Below are 17,064 nucleotides of genomic sequence, written 5' to 3'. Positions count from 1 at the left end.
GTCCACCATTACTCATGTTGGGACATCAGATGAACAGCCAGGACTTGATTGAACGTATTGTTGCTACAACGGATATTCAGAAGAAGGATGCAAAAGCGGTTTTGGAAACCGTTTTTGCTGCGATCACTGAGGCTGCCAGCAAAGGCGAAGAAACAACCATTCCTGGCTTTGGAAAATTTGTTGTGCGCCACACTGCCGAGCGCAAAGGGCGTAATCCGCAAACGGGCGCTGATCTGGTGATTCCTGCATCCCGTAAACTCGCCTTTACGCCAGCAAAGGTCGTCAAGGATGCTCTGACGGGAAAATAAGACCATCCGTGGCACCACAGAAGCGGCGGAATGATCTGGTGTTGTCAGATGGAGAGTTCCTGCAACTTCCTCTTTTTCCGGACGCCGTTTCTCTGGTGCGCATATCCCCACCTTGCAACATGTGGCGCTATTATGATCTATCCATCCAACAGGATTTGTTCGGTGGCGCGTTGCTTATCCGCCGATGGGGCAGGATAGGGGCACCTGGAAAGGTAAGACATGACCTTTTCCCAGATGCCGGAGCCGCAGCCAATCAGCTTGCGGTTATATTCCGGAAAAAACTCAAGCGCGGTTATATCGTTAGACCTTGAACGTCGTCTTTTTCTATCCATCCTTTTTCGTCGCATGATCATTGATGATCCTGTTCATCCGTTTTGAGGAACAGGACATACTGGAATGACAGGCTCTGACGAACCCACCCATGCCGCGTGGCGTGCTCATGTGGATGAGCAGTTTGATGCAATCCATGAATCACTTCGCGCACTTCATCAACGCCAGACACTTATTCTCGAATTACTGACCCCAGAAGAGCGGGAAGGCCCAACTCTGGATGACCTGCTCGCACGCATTGTCACCTTGATTGCCGATCAAAGGCCCGTTCTGCGTCGCATTGACCACACTACAGGCACGGCTCTGGATCTTCTTGAAGGACGTTCATCTCGCACACCCCCGGATACAAATGCGGATGAGGTCCCCGAAGAATGATGACATTCCGGAAAATCTCTGCGGGCTGTAGAGGTCAGGTTATCTCGAACTATTACCTGCAGGACATTCCTGATCCTGATATTGATTTTCGTTTGGATCCGACCAAAGCACCAGATAGCGATGGCGCACGTCTGACAAATTATTATACAGGCCGCGACGGGCGTGCATCATGGCGTCCGGATATGTCGTGGCGTGCGGCTGAGGCCCTAGGCATTGACCGTTTCAAGCCACCAACCCGAGAGCAGCTTTCCCATCTCTATGAAGCTAGACGGGCCGATAATGGGGAGGAATGGTCAGCACACCAGCGTAAAATCAGCGCATATGATCTGACATTGGCCCCTCATAAGTCTGTAACTCTGGCTGCAGAGTTTGCGGAAACAGACGCAGAGCGTGCCGCTATCTGGCATGCCATGCAGGTCGCGAACGACGAGACTATGCGTTATGTCGCCCGTGAACTGGGGCTAGCCAGACGGGGCCGGGGAGGGAAGGACGGTGCCGAAGAAGGACATGTTGCGTGGGTAACTTACCGCCATACCACAGCAAGACCAACAGTCGAGGCGTTAGACCCCGAGAGCAATCAGACCTACCTGATTGATATGCCGACCGGTGGTGATCCTCATGCTCATTTTCATAACACGATGTTCAATATGGTTGTCACAGATGACGGTCATGTTGGATCCTTGGATACAAAACAGCTCCGATCTCGTGTCCACGAGTTTGGTGCTTACTTCCAGGCTATTCTTGCCCAGGAATTGCGTAAAATTGGTATTGCCCAGACGTATGACGCCAATGAACAGGCAACCGTCGTCTCAGCGGTGCCACAGGAAATTTCCGATTTTTTCAGCAAAGGTCGCCGCAACGTCCTGAAAGCCGCTCAGTCCTATGCCTCTGAACAGGGGCTGGAATGGGATAAACTGTCCATCGAGCGGAAGCAGAAAATGCTTTCCATGGCAGGATTAGCCGCCCGATTGGGTAAGGATCTGGACGCTGACGACCACGATATTTGGAAGCGGCAGGCGAAGGAGCTTGGTTGGGTTGAGCAAAGCCTGATGGGTCCAGAGATTGATCCGGGCTTAGATCGACAGCAACGACTTGATCAGGCATGGCGTTTTGTTGCCAGACATCTGGAAAAGGAATTTGAGACGGCTGCGGTCATAGATCATCAGAAACTCCGAACCTATGCCGCGCGAGGGCTCATAGCGACAGGTATTGAAGGTGGAATTTCTGATATAGATGACGTCGTTGACTTGACGGAAAAGCGCGGGATCGAAGTGCGTGGCCAGAAAGTGCAGCTTGTTATCAAGATGAAGGGCGACCGCGAACGGGTCACACATACCGAGCAGATCAGACTGGAGGAAGATCTGGCCATCCATATTGCTCGTGCCGCGGCTGACAGGAGTGGGGCTCTCGGAAAGGAAGCCATTGAGGCTGCCATTGCGCGCTCAGGGCTGGACTTTACCTCGGAACATGGCCATGCACAGCGTCAGGCTGTGCTCACTTTGGGTCAAAGCGGCAGGATTGCCATGCTTACGGGTGTGGCCGGAGCAGGGAAGACCACCCTGCTGAAGCCACTGGTGGATGCGTGGCGCAATGATACTCAGGGAAACCCATCAGGAAGGCGTATAATTGGCGTGTCCAATGCGTGGCGTCAGGCTGATGCTATGAAAGACGCAGGTATTGAGGAAACATATGCCCTTTCTCCTTTTCTGGCCCGTATTGATCGGGGCGACCTCAAGTTGGATGAGCATACCGTCATAGCCCTTGATGAAGTAGGGCAGGTGGCACCGCGTCAGATGTTGAGGCTTCTGGAGCTGCAACGTGATACGGGACTGACCTTACGTATGATGGGTGACAGAGAACAGGCACAGGCTATCGAGGCCGGTGATGCTCTGGAGATCATCAAGCGGGTGCTGGAGCCAGAAGATCAGGCCGAGTTGCTTTCAACCGTACGTCAGAAAACAAAGCGCAATCGTGAAATTGCAGCGCTCTTTCGTGGTGAAGAGCCTAGTGATGAGCAGCTAAAAGCGCTTGAGACCAAGGGCAAAGCCGTCGCCGCTGAGACTGATGCGGATCGTGACGATGACATCAGAAACCGTTTTCATACCGAGGAGGTCAGGCAGGCCATCGAGATGAAGCGCCAGGACGGCAGCATCAGTTTAGTCACCGGAGACCATCAGAATGTTCTGGAGACCATCGCTCAACATTATGTTTCTTGTAGAGATGCCCTGAAGGCCGAAGGCCCTAAGGCTGATGGATCATTCAAGACGATCACCATGTCAGCGCTGACGAACAAGGATGCTGCTGATCTCAGTCTTGCGGTACGTCAGGTACTGCAAAAGCGCGGTGAGATCGGTGCGGACGAAAAGATCATCAAAGCCATAGATCAACGTGGCGAAGAGTATGACATGGCTTTGGCTGCTGGAGATAAAGTGCGCCTTTACCGTCGTGTCTGGGGTCGAGTGGGCGATAAACTGAGCTGGGTGGGTAATAACGGTGACATTTGTGAGGTTATTAACGCTTCAGACGCCGGTCTGAAACTGAGGTTGGCGGATGGGCAGGAAGCACAAGTGGAATGGCGCCGTCTATCAGATCCACGCTCTCATCGCGTTTTGTTGGGATTTGGTCATGCCATGACAATTGATGCCGCTCAGGGGCTGACCTCTGATGAGCATATCAATGCCATGCCGCGTGGTGTCGATCTGGCAACAGGATTTACGTCGTATGTTGCGGAAAGTCGTGCGCGAGGGACAACGTGGACGATGATATCTGATGGTGCAACTTTTGAAGCGGTCAGGAACGGTCGCGCCCTGGGTGATCAGGAGCCAATCACCAGTGAACAGTTGTGGGATTATGTTGCCAAGAAGATGGCGCATAAACCCTACAAGGCATTGGGAATGGATCTGCCTCATAGAAAGAGAAAAGCGCGTGACAAGCGGGTACGTGAACTCATTGAGATCGGCCGGAAAATGGAACAGGCGCGCATTCAAGGACGTGATGTTGGGCGAGAGAACCTCATGGCTATCAGAGGGCGTCAGATTGATGTCGCACATGGTGATGTCATTGGCCGTCTGGACGCGGAACTGAAGAAGATACTGGATAAGGCTCCTAAGGTCATGAGCCGCAAGGAGCTGGATCTGCGTCTCAAATACGTGCAGATCGTGAACATAAAGCCGAATGGGTTGTCAACGTCCTTCGTGTCTTGAATCTTGCAGCGAGCTACGTGGAGCGTGGATGTCATAATTAGCATCTAACGACATGGCATAATAGAAGCAAAAATGCTCTTACTGGAACTGGTTGATTTTCATTGAATCAACCAGAAAGGCCCAATTTCTTCTGTTATTCTAAAATACAATCTATATCCCAATACATATCAGTAATAGTTAGAAATTACATATTTTATAAAATATAATAATATGTTGTTAATAGTAAAATCTAGGATCTATTAAATGATCTTGCGATATCAATGATAGCATTCATATTGACGTGCCGTTCAAGTTCTACGGCGATATTATTAAGTGCTTCATCTATCGAGGAAGAATAATTTTTGAAAGAACTCGGTAAACCCAAGCGAGCAAGCCACGCCGCACGTTGGTCGCTATCTGTGAACAATCCATGCAAATATGTGCCAGATACTAATCCATCGGTACTAGTCGCGCCATCAATCTGACCATTATCAAATTGTACCAATGGCCTCACCGTATCCGGCCCTATGGTAGTTCCAACATGCATTTCATAACCTTCGCACCGCGCCCCTAAAGATTGGCCACTAACTTTTCTCAGTGTTTTGTTTTCTCTAAGAACGGTCTCAATATTTAATAACCCTAAACCATTGATTTCTGATGGAGTCCCTTCAATACCGTAGGGATCAATTATACGTTTTCCAAGCATTTGATATCCCCCGCATAATCCCAGAATCATTCCCCCATGGCGATGATGCGCATAGATATCAATGTCCCAACCTTCCTGTCGGATTGCTTCAAGGTCACTTATGGTCGCTTTTGAGCCAGCGAGAACGATTAGAGAGGCTTCTTTTGGTATCGGAAGACCCGGCGGTACCATGATTAATTCTAACCCAGGTTCGAGCCTAAGCGGATCTAGATCATCAAAATTGGAGATACGTGGTGTAATTGGACATGCGACAAGCAGTTTCTGCGCGGATTCAGTAGAGTGTTTTTCGAGAACAACAGCATCTTCGCTAGGCAAGAATGAACAGTCTCTTAGCCAGGGAATAACACCGAGGCCAGGCCATTTCGACAGACGTTCGATATCACGATATCCATCCTCGAATAATTTTAGGTCGCCACGAAACTTGTTAATTACAAAGCCCTGAATTAGTGCTGCATCATGAGGATCGATAATGGCTCGTGTGCCAACAATAGACGCAATAACTCCTCCACGATTAACGTCGCCCAAAAGGATAACGGGTACATTAGCTGCGCGTGCAAAACCCATATTGGCAATGTCGCCATCCCTCAAGTTTATTTCAGCAGGTGAGCCAGCCCCTTCCACCACAACAATGTCACATTGTTTCTGAAGACGTTGATAACTTGCTATAACGTCATTGAGTAATGCACCGCGACCATTACGAAAGTTATGAGCGCCAAGTATACCACGTATTTGTCCATGCACTACAAGTTGAGCTGTCTGATCTGTTTGGGGTTTTAGCAACACGGGATTCATATCGATACTTGGTTCTGTGCGACATGCTAATGCCTGCGTAGCCTGAGCACGGCCTATTTCACCGCCATCATAAGTAACGGCTGCATTGTTAGACATATTTTGGGCTTTGAACGGGCGCACACTCAGTCCGCGGTTAGCAATGGCACGGCAGATGCCCGCAACAATTACGGATTTTCCGACATCTGAGCCTGTGCCTTGAAACATTATTGCGCCCATATAAATCCTAACTTGTGATTGATCATTTCAATCTTCATAGCTAATTTAGGGAGAACCAGTTGAAAATTGATCTATGTTGTGAATTGCAGCTGCAAGGCGTCCTGGTTTGTTTATAAATGCTAATGCAGCTCCAATTGAACTTTCTGAAAGTGCTTCGTAACCAACTAAATCAAGTTTTGCGTTGGCTCTTCCCATCCATAAGATGCCTTCCTCAGTTCCAGCGAACCAACACGGACCTCCAGAATATTCTCCCCATTCTACATCGAAATTAAACGATTGAATCCTATTATTATCAACGAGAAGGTTCATGCTATCTTGATAAAAAATTTCATTTGTTTCTAAATTAATATCAAAATACCAAAGATTTTTATCGTAAATACCTACCGAACAGTTGGCGACGAGAAGTTTATTTCCTGAGACAGAGACACTATTTATTCCCCTTTGAGCTTCTGAGTTGAAGATAGTTTGGGATAATATATCTCCACTGTGAATGTTAACAACAGAAATATAACCATCATCTGAGCCACAGAGAATCCTCGCATCTGGCCCTATTTCTTTGAGAATGCACATTCCATACATGGCATGAGAGTCAAAAGGATTGACAGGTTTGGGGTTTCTTAGATCTATTTTTTTAATGAAGTGAATGTCCTTATGGTGATGATTCACTGACCATATGGATAGAAAGCCAGAATTATGTCCTACCACTAAAGTAGATGTATCGTTATCGTATTCACACGGAAACCAAGAACCATTTGTGGCGACATCAAGCGAGTTGTCATAGGTTTTGATGTCTTCGAGTTTTAAGTCCGACCAATCATCAGATGACGTGATCCATATTGAAAGACTTGAGTCATTGTTTGATGTGACAATCATACGGGGAGGAATGTAGGTTATCATTTGTACTCCTCCTGAAGAAGGAGAGTTGACTGCAGCTGTCAGTTTAGGGCCAGTAAATGGCTCAGATGAATAATTAAAAATACTCATAGTGCCATCCCAACGACCAACAGCAAAGTTATCGTTACTGAGCCACCTCGTTTGTTGTGCTAGATTATAAGTTGTTCCCGTTTTAGTTATTGGAATACTATTTTTTTGTATCCTCAATTTTGACAGAAGATATTCTCGTGATTTAATTACTGGAGGAATAAATGCATTATTTTTCATACAAAGCATCCTTTTTCATCTTTGTAATTTCAAATATTAACAGAGTGTTGAACCAAAGCGTATTCTCATCCTGATCACAAATTGGTCAAATTACTGCGTCATTCTTCTTTAGGACTGGAGTAATACGGAAAATTTTAGAGGATTTTAACTTATGATAGGTATATCCATACTGAGAAAAAGTCTTTCCGTGACACTGGCTATGGCTTCTTTCCTGTTTGCAACGATACCATAGGCACTAGCCGATCAGACTGTTGCCGAAGTACCCAAAGTTCCTACGAAAAATAAACTGGTCAGTACGCCGATGTTTGACTTGTTGAAAGACGGCTGGGTAGAGGCCGCGATGATGGACATAACTGGGGGGATTTATATCATTGAAACAAATCAAGGTCGTTTTCGATGTGATGTCGAAAACACGAAGGTAAAACCCGCTACGACTCAATGCTACGCCATCAGCTGATCGTTTTCTTCATTGATTCAAAGCGAGATCTGGTAATGATGGTATGGGGTCTCCGTCTGCGGCATTCCATAACCACCAGTTGTCAGAACCAAATACTCGCACGTAGTAGCTTTCTTTCTCAGCTTTACGTGCGAGATATTTTTCATCCGTTCGCCCGAATACTTCCATTGGACAGCCCTCCCTTTCTCTGACATCTGTCAAAATGAAGTCTGGCCGGACAAGGTCTCTTGTCGCATCGAAGCGGAGAGGCTTAATGAAGCTCCGTTTCTGATTGACGAGTAGATCTGCGATCTTTGCCTCGAAACGGCTTTCGACAGGAATGAGTTGGTCAGTTGTTGTCATCAGAGCCGCATCATCAACCTGAACGGTACTGAAATTAGTGTATTTCCCCTTTTTTATCGGGTCTATGGTGACGAGGAACAAGCCAAAGACGGACAGCCCTTCCTCATTACGAAAAAATTCTGCCAGTTCTCGTGGATACGATCTTTCCACTCGCTCCCACCTCGATTGTGAAATCGTCATGAACATACGGTAACCGTCACGAATTCCAGCTAATTCGATATTCTGTCCTTTGCCATAAGGATTAGCCTGAGCGCTGCTCAAACGCCCAATCACATACAGTCTTAATTTTTCTGAATGATTTCTAATTGTCCTGTGCGTAGAGTACAAAATATTCCGATCATCTGATACGACTGGACACAGTACCTGATCCAGCCTGATGCCATGTTGGATCTTGATGTTTCGAGATGTTGCGTAGGCTCGTCTGAGGGCTTTGGAATCAGTTCGGTGTCCATTAAACTGCGGTCGCCAATAGTGCAGGCCGGCACGCTCCCACAGGAGGTGCAGCAAACCAAGAGTGGTCATGCGTCTCTGCGTTTTGCCGCCAGATCTTGTTCCTACAGGCGTGGAAGACGGAGCTTGCGAATTCACAGGACTGTTGCGTTTCAAAGAACTGATCAGTTTAACACTGACTTCATGCTCTGTGTCCTCTTTGACTACGCCTTCCACATAAGCAGCCTGCCCGCTTTTTTCGGGGTTTGGTTTATAAAATGGACAGGTTGGCTGGTGATACGGCCCCGTATTTTGCATGCATGCAAAATGATACGTTTCACCACGTTGTTTTATCTGTAGCTCCAGATAACGTCCCTGATGGACGCACAGGCAATGTGCCTTTTCTCCGGGACCTGCTTTGCTATTGTCAGCATGCTTTGCCTTGAGTCGGCGCTGATATCGCTCTGGGTCTGTCTGTTTCCATTCCAGAGACAGTTTCTCTCTACCAGGGAGAACAACAATATCATTCATGCAACGAGCCTTTTTGAAAGTGTGTGTATCTGACGGGCTAGTTCTGTATGGTCAATAGTTTGCGGAATATCGTCCTCAAATCGCTTTTGGGCATCCTTCACGAGATCGTAAACACCCAGCAGAAGCAGCGCCTGCTTACGCGCGATGCCAGGGCGTGGATCAATCGCGCGTTCTATCGCGTCCAGTGTCCCAAGAAGCACACCATCCAGGGGCGGGCGGGGAGAAGGAATTTTTTCATAGCCGGGTTTTGGATTCATGGCCGCGTCACGCAGCATCAGCGAGAAGGGGGTTCTTTCCTCTTCCGGTCGTCGAGAAGGGAAGTTGACCAACGTATTGTCATTCCCTGGAATAGCTTCGACGGAGAGACCGACAGTCGCCTGCGCAATGATCGGAAATCTCCTTCCAATAGCTGCGGGTGTGTTGCCTGCCGATTTGACCTCTGCAACCAGACGCTCAAAGGCAGGTTCCGTTACTGGCGCATGGAGCTCCGAACGATAACTGCCGTTTTCGATGGTTTCCAGCACCGCTCGGGTTTCATCGTCCGGTGCACTGCCATCCAGCACCAGCGGAGCGGACAACATAACAGGTTGCGCTGTACGGATGACGCCTGTTCGTCCGTTGACGGCCGCGAAGAATGTCTTGGAATGGACGACCTTGCCACCAAACATGGTGATCGCCTCGCCTTCAATAAGGGATTGTAGATCTGCCCATGGAATTCGTGCGACTTCGCGGATTTCTGCACCGCGACCTTCGCGATAACTGCCTGCCGAATTGCCCTCATAGTGAGTGGCTTGTGTGACTTCCACACGGTCTGCCTGCTTTTCGATCCACTCGCGCGTCCTCATGGCGTCCTGCAGACGCATGGCATGGGTCAGATTGGCATTTCCCAAAAGCGTAAATGCCTTATCTCCAATCCGGCTGGTCAGGCCCGGCAGATCCTGAAATCCCAACCAGAACATGCAGTTCAGGCCGCGTCCCATAGCGAGCATCCGGTCCATGCCATCTGTGGCGTAGGCACTCAGTTCGTCGAAGAAAAACTGGTAAGGCGCATCCCCTGATCCGGCCTTGAGTTTGAAGATCTCGGAAGCAGGACCATTGAGGCGGGCACCAAGGAGTTGAGCCATAACAGCCCGCACTGATGCTACGATGATCTTCCCCAGTCCTGCCAGCGTGTCAGAAGAGTTCTCCAGTGACGGCAGGATCACGACCAGAACACGACGGTTGAGCACCACATCACGCATGTCGATATCGCCGTTTTCACATTTGAAAATATGCCCAAGCGAAACAGCGAACTGGGTGAAGATTTTGGAGAAATACATGGTCGCAAAGCCATGTTGCTCAGAAGGACGGCTTTCTTTCTGCTGATTCCATTCCAGCCCGATATCGTAGCCGGGAAGCTCACCCAGATAGGCCTGAAAAGGATAGAGTACATCATCAGGAATGTCTGGAACCGGGATCTTGATGGGCTGTGGCTGACCGGGGCTGCGGACAAGGAAGATCTTGTGTCGGGCCAAGGTTGCCAGCCAACGCAATTCCGTTGCGAAACGGATGGTTTCAATGTTGATGGAGATACCATGCCGATCGCGCATCCAGACCAATGCAGGCGTCAGTGTTCCGATCAGATTGACGGCACGGTCGCGGAAGACGCCGTTGGCATCGTTGGAAACAGGTTCACCCAACTGACTGACCAGCATTTCGCGGATGGCGTCAGCATTGCCTGTCGCAAACGGATTAAACGTATTTGATTCCCGGATGGAGCTGGCGGTCAGAAGATTGAGGGTCAGGAGTTGATCATCCAGCCCGAAGCGTCTGAGGAGTGCTGCGACATCACCATAGACCGTATTGTCGCCTTTCCCATCTATCAGCAGAAACCCAGACCCATGAGAGAGGGGATTGGCCATCAGGGAGAGCGCCGAGGTTGTTTTGCCGGCCCCTGTTGTTCCTGGCATGGCGGCATGCTGGCGGCCGGCATCAGAGGAGAACCAGAGTTGCTGGCCTGTATGCGCATCAGTGCCCAGATAGATGATCCCGCCCGCTTTCTTGGGTTTGCGTGTGCTGGGATCGAGATCATGTGCATCAGGAAGTTCTGAATATCGCGGCAGATGAAAAGGAAGCAACGGCTTGCGGGTAACAACCCAACACGTCAGGAGAAGAGCTAGAGGAAGGGTGAGACCGACCAGGGCGGGGATAAACCAACTCAGCCCGGCCACAATCAGGAGCACAAAGCCTGACGAGGATGTCCGCATTTCCGCTGTAAAACGCTCGAACAGCGGGCGGGTATCACGGTAGGTCGCACCCCGCTTGATTTGTTGATGGCCAAGTGGACCACCAATCTGACGTTTCACCATCGATCAGGGCTCCAGACCGAACGGAGAGTTGCTTTTGGAACTGGTGTCAGATGAGCCGGGTTGGGGCAGACCCACGACTGGCGCGCCTTTTATGGTCGGTGCAACGCCAGCTGTTGGGGCACCCCCTTGATTCAGCCCGGCTCCAGTTGGGCCTGTTCCATCAGGTCTTTGTTGGGGAAGCCCTATACGGTCTGATGCTATTGCCCGTTGCGTATCTCTGACGGTTTCGTTAACGCTTCGCGGTCCTTCTTGACCGTCTGGACCGTACCCGCCTGAGGGAGATGAGGCCCCGATCGGCCCACCGGAGAGCGGCGGTAGCATGGGTTGCTGGGGTATCGTATTTCCGGGATCCTGCATCATGGGCGTAGGTATCTGTGCTGGTCGGGAACCGATGATCACAATGGCAGCAATGACCCCGAGCGCGACACCTGGCGCATAGTTTCTGAGGCAGTTTTTCCATCCAGATGGTGACGCAGCAGTTGGGGACATGGACGGTAAGGCATGGGCTGGCGGAGAAAGAGGATGGGGCTGAGGGTGTGTCAGATAATCCTTTTTGCTGACAGTCATGGTGTTGGAGTGTCCAACGGTGATGACGATAGGGGGCTGACCTTCGGTTTCAATGGTGATCGTGGTCATCTTGGTTGTCCTTCAGCTCTGATCTGAATTTTTCTGGAGTGTTGCGACAGCAACCGAAACGGTTGGCGTGTAGATCGGGCGACGTGCCTTGCGTTCGGCTTCCCAGTGGGCACGTGCACCGGCTGCTTCAACACGGGGATTGGGGTGGACGTCTTCCTCAGGCCGCTCGTGAGGGAAACCCAGTGAATGCAGAGCGTACCAGAGAGATCGATCTATCAGCTTGACGATTGCAAAGGCTGGTGGCGCCAGAACGCCTGCCTTGCGCCGTGCTTCGGTCAGAAGGGTCATAAGCGCAGTCGTGGTCCATCCATTGCGAGCGCAAATCGTATCGATTTTCGCACTTACACCGGGAACACTCAGCTTTTCGTCGGCAATGGAGATAATTTCGCTGGGAACAGAAAGGGCTGATTTGGGACCCTCTGGTCCATCCAGTCCGGCCTTGCGCAGACTTTCGGATAGCCGACCAAGCAGATCCATCGCCTCAGCCCGTTCCTGGCTATGATGAGCGATGAAGGCAGCGAACAGAACGCGTTCAACGGGCGTGGCCGCGTCAAGTCCGGTCCAGTGCCTGCCAAGTTGCGCCGTAAACGCCGAAATGGCGCCTGCCTCGCTGAAATGACCGTTCCGATCTGTAGCGAACCGAGCCCGCCATTCATGGGCGTGAAGCGCAGGATCCGCAGGGCGGGGCATTCCTTGGGCTGGAGCCACCAATTTGGTCAGGCGCCGCTCGGCGAAACCACGCAGTGTCGGAAACATACGGGCCTGGACTTCAATCAGTCCCTCAAGGTCAAGGGCTTTAGCGAAGCGACCAGGCGTTGCTCTGAAGATGCATGTGATCCCCAGCGCAGCAATGATGATGGCAACAGGCCAGCGCAATGCGCTGCCCAGTATCATCAAACCGTACCAGAGTTGAATGGCCCGCACATGCTCTGGCGACCACGAGGCTGTTACGAGCTGCTGGCGTAACTGAACGATCGGCTGTGAATGCAGGTGCAGGAAGTCAATCTGCCAGACGAGTGCTCGGATATACAGCAGGGAGATCTCGGCGTGCCAGTTGGACCACACCATGTAGGAAAGTCCGGCTCCGCCAACAATAATGGCAATGATGGAGAACAGGGCATAGTCATCGCTGGATGACCAGGGAGTGCTACTGCTGCTCATGACGCACGTCCTTTGCGGGCACGTACCATCATATCCGTTGCGATGTGGTAGAAACGTCTGAGATACGCTTCTCCGTAACGTGGGGTATGTGAGTGGTAATAGGCGACAGCCTGCCAGAGATCTCCATGCGTCTCGGACAGAGCCTGTCCCAGGATCCAGCTTCCAGCCTCGATATTGGCGCAAACATTGTCTCGTAATGCCGTGTAGGTACGGAGCGGCGTGCTGTGCCAATGCGCTGCGACCTTGCGAACCCAGGTCGAATTGACCTGCATGGGCCCCAGATCCACCGTGCCATTGGAATTGGTGCTCACCATCCCTGGACGCCCGTTTTCGACATAAAGCAGAACGAGGAGAACGCCAGCAGGCACGCGCGCATTGGATGCTGCAGCCGTGAGACAGGCCTGTACACGTTGTCCCTGCACAAAGGCATCGTCCTGTGCTGTCTGGGCGTGCGAGATGCGCGTAAGTCCGAGTGCCAGAAATGTGGCGGTAAGAAGCGAGAGGCTTTTCATCAGCTTGCCTCCTGAAGTGGTACGGGAACAGTCTGTAGACGGGATCGGGCGTTGCCCCAGAGCTCGACTAGATCGTTCAGACGCAGCGTCTCTTCGTTCAGGGCAAGTGTTTCGAAAAGGTCTATGATGCACAGCATCAGTACAGACCATGATCCGGCCCGTATGCCGTGGAGAGAGTAGCCCAGTGTGGCCTCAGCATTTTCGCGCACATCCAGCGCAAAACCGGTGCCTGTCAGGTCAAACCAGAGCGCTTCGGCTGCCACGACGATGACAGGAAGATAACCATCGGCACGGGCGATTTCCTCGTGACTGACCGAGGCCTCTTGTCCGGTAGCACGATCGACCACAATGGCTGGACGTTCAATTTCTGACAGAAGGGTAAGGACACCATGTGCGACATCATCAACCCGCACGATGGAAGCAGATATGTTCATGAGTATCTCCGTCGCTTCCATGTCGGGACTGCCGTGCGTCTCCTGCCAATGAGCCAGCGGCGCGCCGTCCGCAGTGCAGCAGGCAAGGTGAGCCCAAAAAACGAAATGGTGCCAAAAAAGGCTGTGCCCAGCACTCCGATGATCAATGTTGTCCAACTCCAGTGAACAACTGCCAGCAAAATGGGCAGACAGCTTCTGGCGTCCAGAATAAGAAACTTTACGGGTAAGCCTGTTCCGCGCCACATCAATCATCTCTCCTTTTTGCCATGAGTGCGGTTTCTTCGGTGATCAGGCCCTGTTCGAGGCGGGCATCGATGGCACGCGCATAGCTTTGGCCATCCGTTTTCAAGACATCATTGATGAACTCGGGCCAGCATTGTGGATCGGTGCGCATCAGCCTGAAGCGCAGGTCGCGGTCAAAGGTCAGGAATTCGCGGATCGCCACACGACCTCCTCCTTTGCGTGGGAGAAGACGCTGGTTCAGACAGAAGCGCATTGATTGGGCCAGAGCGGAGACAAGATTGTCACGTTCTTCACGGGCACAGAGTGAGACAGCCCGTTGCATCATGAGACCCACATTGTCTGCATGGATTGTTGTGCCCAAAATGCTTCCGGTGATCGCGCAGTTGATCGCGGCATCCATGGTCTCGTGATCGCGGCACTCACCGACAATCAGTTCTGTCATCTCCCGACGGGTCGTTCCGCGCACGAATTTCGCAAACGTCATGTGGGGCGGCCGGATCTCGGTCTGGGTGATTTTTGATCCCGTGGGAGACCGGATATAGTCCATCAGGAATTCGACTGGAGATTCTCCGGTTGCAATGTTGCAGTTTGCATCAGGCCGCATGACTTTTTCTTCGGCCAAAGCAAAGGTGAGAGATGACTTTCCTTGCCCGGTTGCGCCACCGATGAGTTTCATGCCCGACGGAATGTCGTTGCTGGCCAAAACTTCAGGTTCGACATTCTGAGAAGCTAGACTGGGCGGTCGGGAAGGAATAGGGCGCATGACGATGTTCACACCCTGTCCACGCATGACTTCGCACGGGGTGAAGTTCACTCGAAAACGCAGGGTTTCTCGCCGGTTGAGTGAAACGGAATATGCGCTATCCAGATCATGGTAGATGGCGAGCATGGACATCCCGTCCTGCGCATACATATGGCTGACAACGTCGGCAATTGCGAAGTCATCTGTCGCGCCACGTGTCGCACAGCGAACTTTCCCATGCACCAGAATGGTGACGGGATGGCCTGTCTTGAAATCGATACGGGAGGCGCCCAGCCGGTAGGCCCATTTCAGAAGGTCATCCAGTCCTGGCGCATATTTGCGGCGTTCAACCACCCATGTGTAGCCGGAACGCCCTTCGTTTTCCCAGGTTTCGCGTTCTTCCGGGGGAGTAATGATGACGTTCATCGGCAGCGCTCCGGGTAAAGAGGGGCAGAGAAGCCATATCCACGATCACGACGTAGCCCGCGAAGACCAGGTTGGCTGGTGATGCGCACAACACGATCCCCAACATGCAGGGTGTCGCCGCCACCGACCGATGCCTTCTGTTCAAACACCACATGGGGTTCTTCAACTCTGCCGTTGGCCAGAAGAACCCGATAGCGGGCCATGCCTACGATATCGCGCTGAAGGCGGGACAGGTCGGAGAGAAAAATCTCCGTGGCCTGCTTTTCTCCGGCAGCCCAGCCTTCCGCAACCCAGTCGTTCCAGTATCCCACTTCCTTTCTGTTCATGGGAAGAGCGGCTGCGGCAGGATGTTGTGGCTTGCGCCATGATCTGACCAGATAGGTTCGCCAGTTGGGCGGAGCTGATGTCAGCTGTGCTTCTCGGGTAATTTCAAAAACACATTGAGTTTCATGCGCGACCTGACCAGTGCCGTTGAGGGCGAATGCCATCTGGGCCTCGGTGACGATTGGGGGCTGCATAAGCGTCTGACCGCTCCCGATGGGCAGGACAAGGGAGCGAAAATCAAATGTCGCATCCAGTGTATCTTCATAGCGGCGCAGCATTTCATTGATGGCGAAACTTCGTGCTGCAAGCCCACCCTGAGCGCCATAGATGTGAGCCGCTTCCTGCAACGCCTCCTTGCGTCCGGGTTTTAAGCCGTCAGATCCTTCATCATTGGGGCGCGTGTTTTGCAGGGCTTCAAGAGACAGTGGCCGATCACCTCCAACAATCTTGTCGAGTTCCTGAGCACCAGTAATCGGCTTGTTGGTCGGATTAGCCAATGCCGGCTCAGCCTGTTCAATGTCGTCGGCCGCTGGTTCTGGGGGCTGAGGCATTGGAACAAGAGTGCCATTGGGAGCTGGAGGTGGTGCGCTTGTCTTGAAAGGAATAAGGCGTCCGTCGATATGCGGTGCCTCCTCAGCAAGACCGGGCCGAACGAAGGTTGCCAGCATCGTGCAGGCCATAAGCGTGTAGTGGATAGTCTTACGCATGATAGACCACCGCAATCTGATGATGGAAAGGATCGACCTGAACTGTGGCCGCATCACCGGCCTGATCACCGAATGATCGGAGAATATCGAGAACGGCAGCTACACTGTTTGTTTGGACAGGAATATCATGGCTTTTGCCAAATACGGTTACAGTGTAACCGATTTCCTTGCCGAGCTTACGGACACCAGCATTCAGTGGACCTTTCCAGACAAACCATATCCGACGATTGATATCATCAGGAGTGCTGGACTGGTCTGCGACGGGGACAGATGGTGCGGCATGAATCGTACCCAGTTCACGCAGATCCGCAGTGGTACTCGAAATGGAGCGTTGCAGCGCCAATTCCGGATTGGGCATGCCGGTCGTTTCAATAAGGCCGGATTTTATGTGCCCTGAACAGGCTGTAAGCCCGATAGTGAGTGTTGCGAATAGAAAGGAGGTCTTTTTCATGGTCAACTCCGTTTATGAAAACAGAGTGAGCCTTCATGATGCGACCAGTTTAAAAAAAATGGGTTCCAGAGGATTTAATCCCGCAAAAAAAGGCGTTAGAGCCTGTTAGCACTTAAAATTCTTTCTATCTTTTATAGATGGAAGGAGGAGACGGAACAGTCACTTTTACAGACAAGACATGGTCGTTCTGTGAACCTCTAATTGAGGCTGTTCGGCCGAGGGGTAAGACACTGCCACGGGATCTGCGGCGC

General features: G+C 51.4%; 16 protein-coding genes. 4 read left to right on the top strand and 12 right to left on the bottom strand.

The genetic code is table 11. The features are described from left to right. Positions 1–29 precede the first annotated feature (29 nt). From QQM41_RS15340 to mobF, 4 genes are all read left to right on the top strand, one after another. On the top strand, positions 30–308 hold the full coding sequence (locus QQM41_RS15340) for an HU family DNA-binding protein (protein WP_339078313.1): 279 nt from the start codon (positions 30–32) through the stop codon (positions 306–308). Positions 309–427: 119 nt separating this feature from the next. Then, a complete protein-coding gene (locus tag QQM41_RS15335; protein WP_231111234.1) occupies positions 428–619 on the top strand; it encodes a WGR domain-containing protein in 192 nt (63 codons plus the stop codon). A gap of 85 nt (positions 620–704) precedes the next feature. Then, positions 705–1,013: a hypothetical protein gene (locus QQM41_RS15330; RefSeq protein ID WP_012813124.1), complete on the top strand. Its 309-nt coding sequence runs from the start codon at positions 705–707 to the stop codon at positions 1,011–1,013. Continuing rightward, positions 1,010–4,216 carry a MobF family relaxase gene (gene mobF / locus QQM41_RS15325; protein WP_339078312.1) on the top strand — a complete coding sequence of 1,069 codons (3,207 nt, stop codon included), beginning with the start codon at positions 1,010–1,012 and terminating at the stop codon, positions 4,214–4,216. The genes QQM41_RS15330 and mobF overlap by 4 nt, the downstream gene beginning before the upstream one ends. 229 nt (positions 4,217–4,445) lie before the next feature. On the opposite strand, the gene QQM41_RS15320 is transcribed toward mobF, so the two are convergent. From QQM41_RS15320 to QQM41_RS15265, 12 genes are all read right to left on the bottom strand, one after another. Further along, the gene (locus QQM41_RS15320) at positions 4,446–5,909 is read right to left on the bottom strand and encodes a cobyric acid synthase (RefSeq protein WP_339078173.1); all 1,464 of its coding nucleotides are present in this window, start codon (positions 5,907–5,909) and stop codon (positions 4,446–4,448) included. 45 nt (positions 5,910–5,954) lie between these two features. Next, entirely contained in the window at positions 5,955–7,070 is a 1,116-nt protein-coding gene (locus QQM41_RS15315) for a WD40 repeat domain-containing protein (RefSeq protein ID WP_124306962.1), read from the bottom strand. A 466-nt stretch (positions 7,071–7,536) separates the two neighbouring features. Continuing rightward, positions 7,537–8,829, bottom strand: coding sequence for a DUF1173 family protein (locus QQM41_RS15310; protein ID WP_339078172.1), 1,293 nt, complete (start codon positions 8,827–8,829; stop codon positions 7,537–7,539). Continuing rightward, positions 8,826–11,177: a type IV secretory system conjugative DNA transfer family protein gene (locus tag QQM41_RS15305; protein WP_231111233.1), complete on the bottom strand. Its 2,352-nt coding sequence runs from the start codon at positions 11,175–11,177 to the stop codon at positions 8,826–8,828. Before QQM41_RS15305 ends, QQM41_RS15310 begins: the two co-directional genes overlap by 4 nt. A gap of 3 nt (positions 11,178–11,180) precedes the next feature. After that, positions 11,181–11,813, bottom strand: coding sequence for a hypothetical protein (locus QQM41_RS15300; protein ID WP_042788865.1), 633 nt, complete (start codon positions 11,811–11,813; stop codon positions 11,181–11,183). 12 nt (positions 11,814–11,825) lie between these two features. Then, positions 11,826–12,974, bottom strand: a complete 1,149-nt coding sequence (locus QQM41_RS15295; protein ID WP_339078171.1) for a hypothetical protein — start codon at positions 12,972–12,974, stop codon at positions 11,826–11,828. Next, positions 12,971–13,486: a lytic transglycosylase domain-containing protein gene (locus tag QQM41_RS15290; protein WP_012813302.1), complete on the bottom strand. Its 516-nt coding sequence runs from the start codon at positions 13,484–13,486 to the stop codon at positions 12,971–12,973. The genes QQM41_RS15295 and QQM41_RS15290 overlap by 4 nt, the downstream gene beginning before the upstream one ends. Then, the gene (locus QQM41_RS15285; RefSeq protein ID WP_064776532.1) at positions 13,486–13,920 is read right to left on the bottom strand and encodes a hypothetical protein; all 435 of its coding nucleotides are present in this window, start codon (positions 13,918–13,920) and stop codon (positions 13,486–13,488) included. The genes QQM41_RS15290 and QQM41_RS15285 overlap by 1 nt, the downstream gene beginning before the upstream one ends. Next, positions 13,917–14,165 (bottom strand): IcmT/TraK family protein, encoded by a 249-nt coding sequence (icmT, locus tag QQM41_RS15280; protein WP_081273971.1) that lies wholly within the window; start codon positions 14,163–14,165, stop codon positions 13,917–13,919. Before icmT ends, QQM41_RS15285 begins: the two co-directional genes overlap by 4 nt. Further along, entirely contained in the window at positions 14,165–15,331 is a 1,167-nt protein-coding gene (locus tag QQM41_RS15275) for a type IV pilus twitching motility protein PilT (protein ID WP_012813304.1), read from the bottom strand. Before QQM41_RS15275 ends, icmT begins: the two co-directional genes overlap by 1 nt. Continuing rightward, a complete protein-coding gene (locus QQM41_RS15270) occupies positions 15,328–16,362 on the bottom strand; it encodes a type IV secretory system conjugative DNA transfer family protein (protein ID WP_124306692.1) in 1,035 nt (344 codons plus the stop codon). The genes QQM41_RS15275 and QQM41_RS15270 overlap by 4 nt, the downstream gene beginning before the upstream one ends. Next, positions 16,355–16,813: a DotD/TraH family lipoprotein gene (locus QQM41_RS15265; protein WP_339078170.1), complete on the bottom strand. Its 459-nt coding sequence runs from the start codon at positions 16,811–16,813 to the stop codon at positions 16,355–16,357. The genes QQM41_RS15270 and QQM41_RS15265 overlap by 8 nt, the downstream gene beginning before the upstream one ends. Positions 16,814–17,064: the final 251 nt, after the last annotated feature.

Origin of the sequence: Acetobacter sp. AC2005 (genome assembly GCF_037901235.1) — a bacterium.
Lineage (GTDB): Bacteria > Pseudomonadota > Alphaproteobacteria > Acetobacterales > Acetobacteraceae > Acetobacter > Acetobacter oryzoeni.
Note: the sequence above shows the minus strand (reverse complement) of the source record. Positions and strands in the feature narration are given on the sequence as shown.

Bases quoted from the DNA above. Each gene is read 5' to 3' on its own strand.
- QQM41_RS15330 (WP_012813124.1), top strand. From the start codon at position 705: ATGACAGGCTCTGACGAACCCACCCATGCCGCGTGGCGTGCTCATGTG.
- QQM41_RS15275 (WP_012813304.1), bottom strand. From the start codon at position 15,331: ATGAACGTCATCATTACTCCCCCGGAAGAACGCGAAACCTGGGAAAAC.
- QQM41_RS15340 (WP_339078313.1), top strand. From the start codon at position 30: ATGAACAGCCAGGACTTGATTGAACGTATTGTTGCTACAACGGATATT.
- icmT (WP_081273971.1), bottom strand. From the start codon at position 14,165: ATGTGGCGCGGAACAGGCTTACCCGTAAAGTTTCTTATTCTGGACGCC.
- QQM41_RS15310 (WP_339078172.1), bottom strand. From the start codon at position 8,829: ATGAATGATATTGTTGTTCTCCCTGGTAGAGAGAAACTGTCTCTGGAA.
- QQM41_RS15315 (WP_124306962.1), bottom strand. From the start codon at position 7,070: ATGAAAAATAATGCATTTATTCCTCCAGTAATTAAATCACGAGAATAT.
- QQM41_RS15305 (WP_231111233.1), bottom strand. From the start codon at position 11,177: ATGGTGAAACGTCAGATTGGTGGTCCACTTGGCCATCAACAAATCAAG.
- QQM41_RS15270 (WP_124306692.1), bottom strand. From the start codon at position 16,362: ATGCGTAAGACTATCCACTACACGCTTATGGCCTGCACGATGCTGGCA.
- QQM41_RS15265 (WP_339078170.1), bottom strand. From the start codon at position 16,813: ATGAAAAAGACCTCCTTTCTATTCGCAACACTCACTATCGGGCTTACA.
- QQM41_RS15300 (WP_042788865.1), bottom strand. From the start codon at position 11,813: ATGACCACGATCACCATTGAAACCGAAGGTCAGCCCCCTATCGTCATC.
- mobF (WP_339078312.1), top strand. From the start codon at position 1,010: ATGATGACATTCCGGAAAATCTCTGCGGGCTGTAGAGGTCAGGTTATC.
- QQM41_RS15285 (WP_064776532.1), bottom strand. From the start codon at position 13,920: ATGAACATATCTGCTTCCATCGTGCGGGTTGATGATGTCGCACATGGT.
- QQM41_RS15335 (WP_231111234.1), top strand. From the start codon at position 428: ATGTGGCGCTATTATGATCTATCCATCCAACAGGATTTGTTCGGTGGC.
- QQM41_RS15295 (WP_339078171.1), bottom strand. From the start codon at position 12,974: ATGAGCAGCAGTAGCACTCCCTGGTCATCCAGCGATGACTATGCCCTG.
- QQM41_RS15290 (WP_012813302.1), bottom strand. From the start codon at position 13,486: ATGAAAAGCCTCTCGCTTCTTACCGCCACATTTCTGGCACTCGGACTT.
- QQM41_RS15320 (WP_339078173.1), bottom strand. From the start codon at position 5,909: ATGGGCGCAATAATGTTTCAAGGCACAGGCTCAGATGTCGGAAAATCC.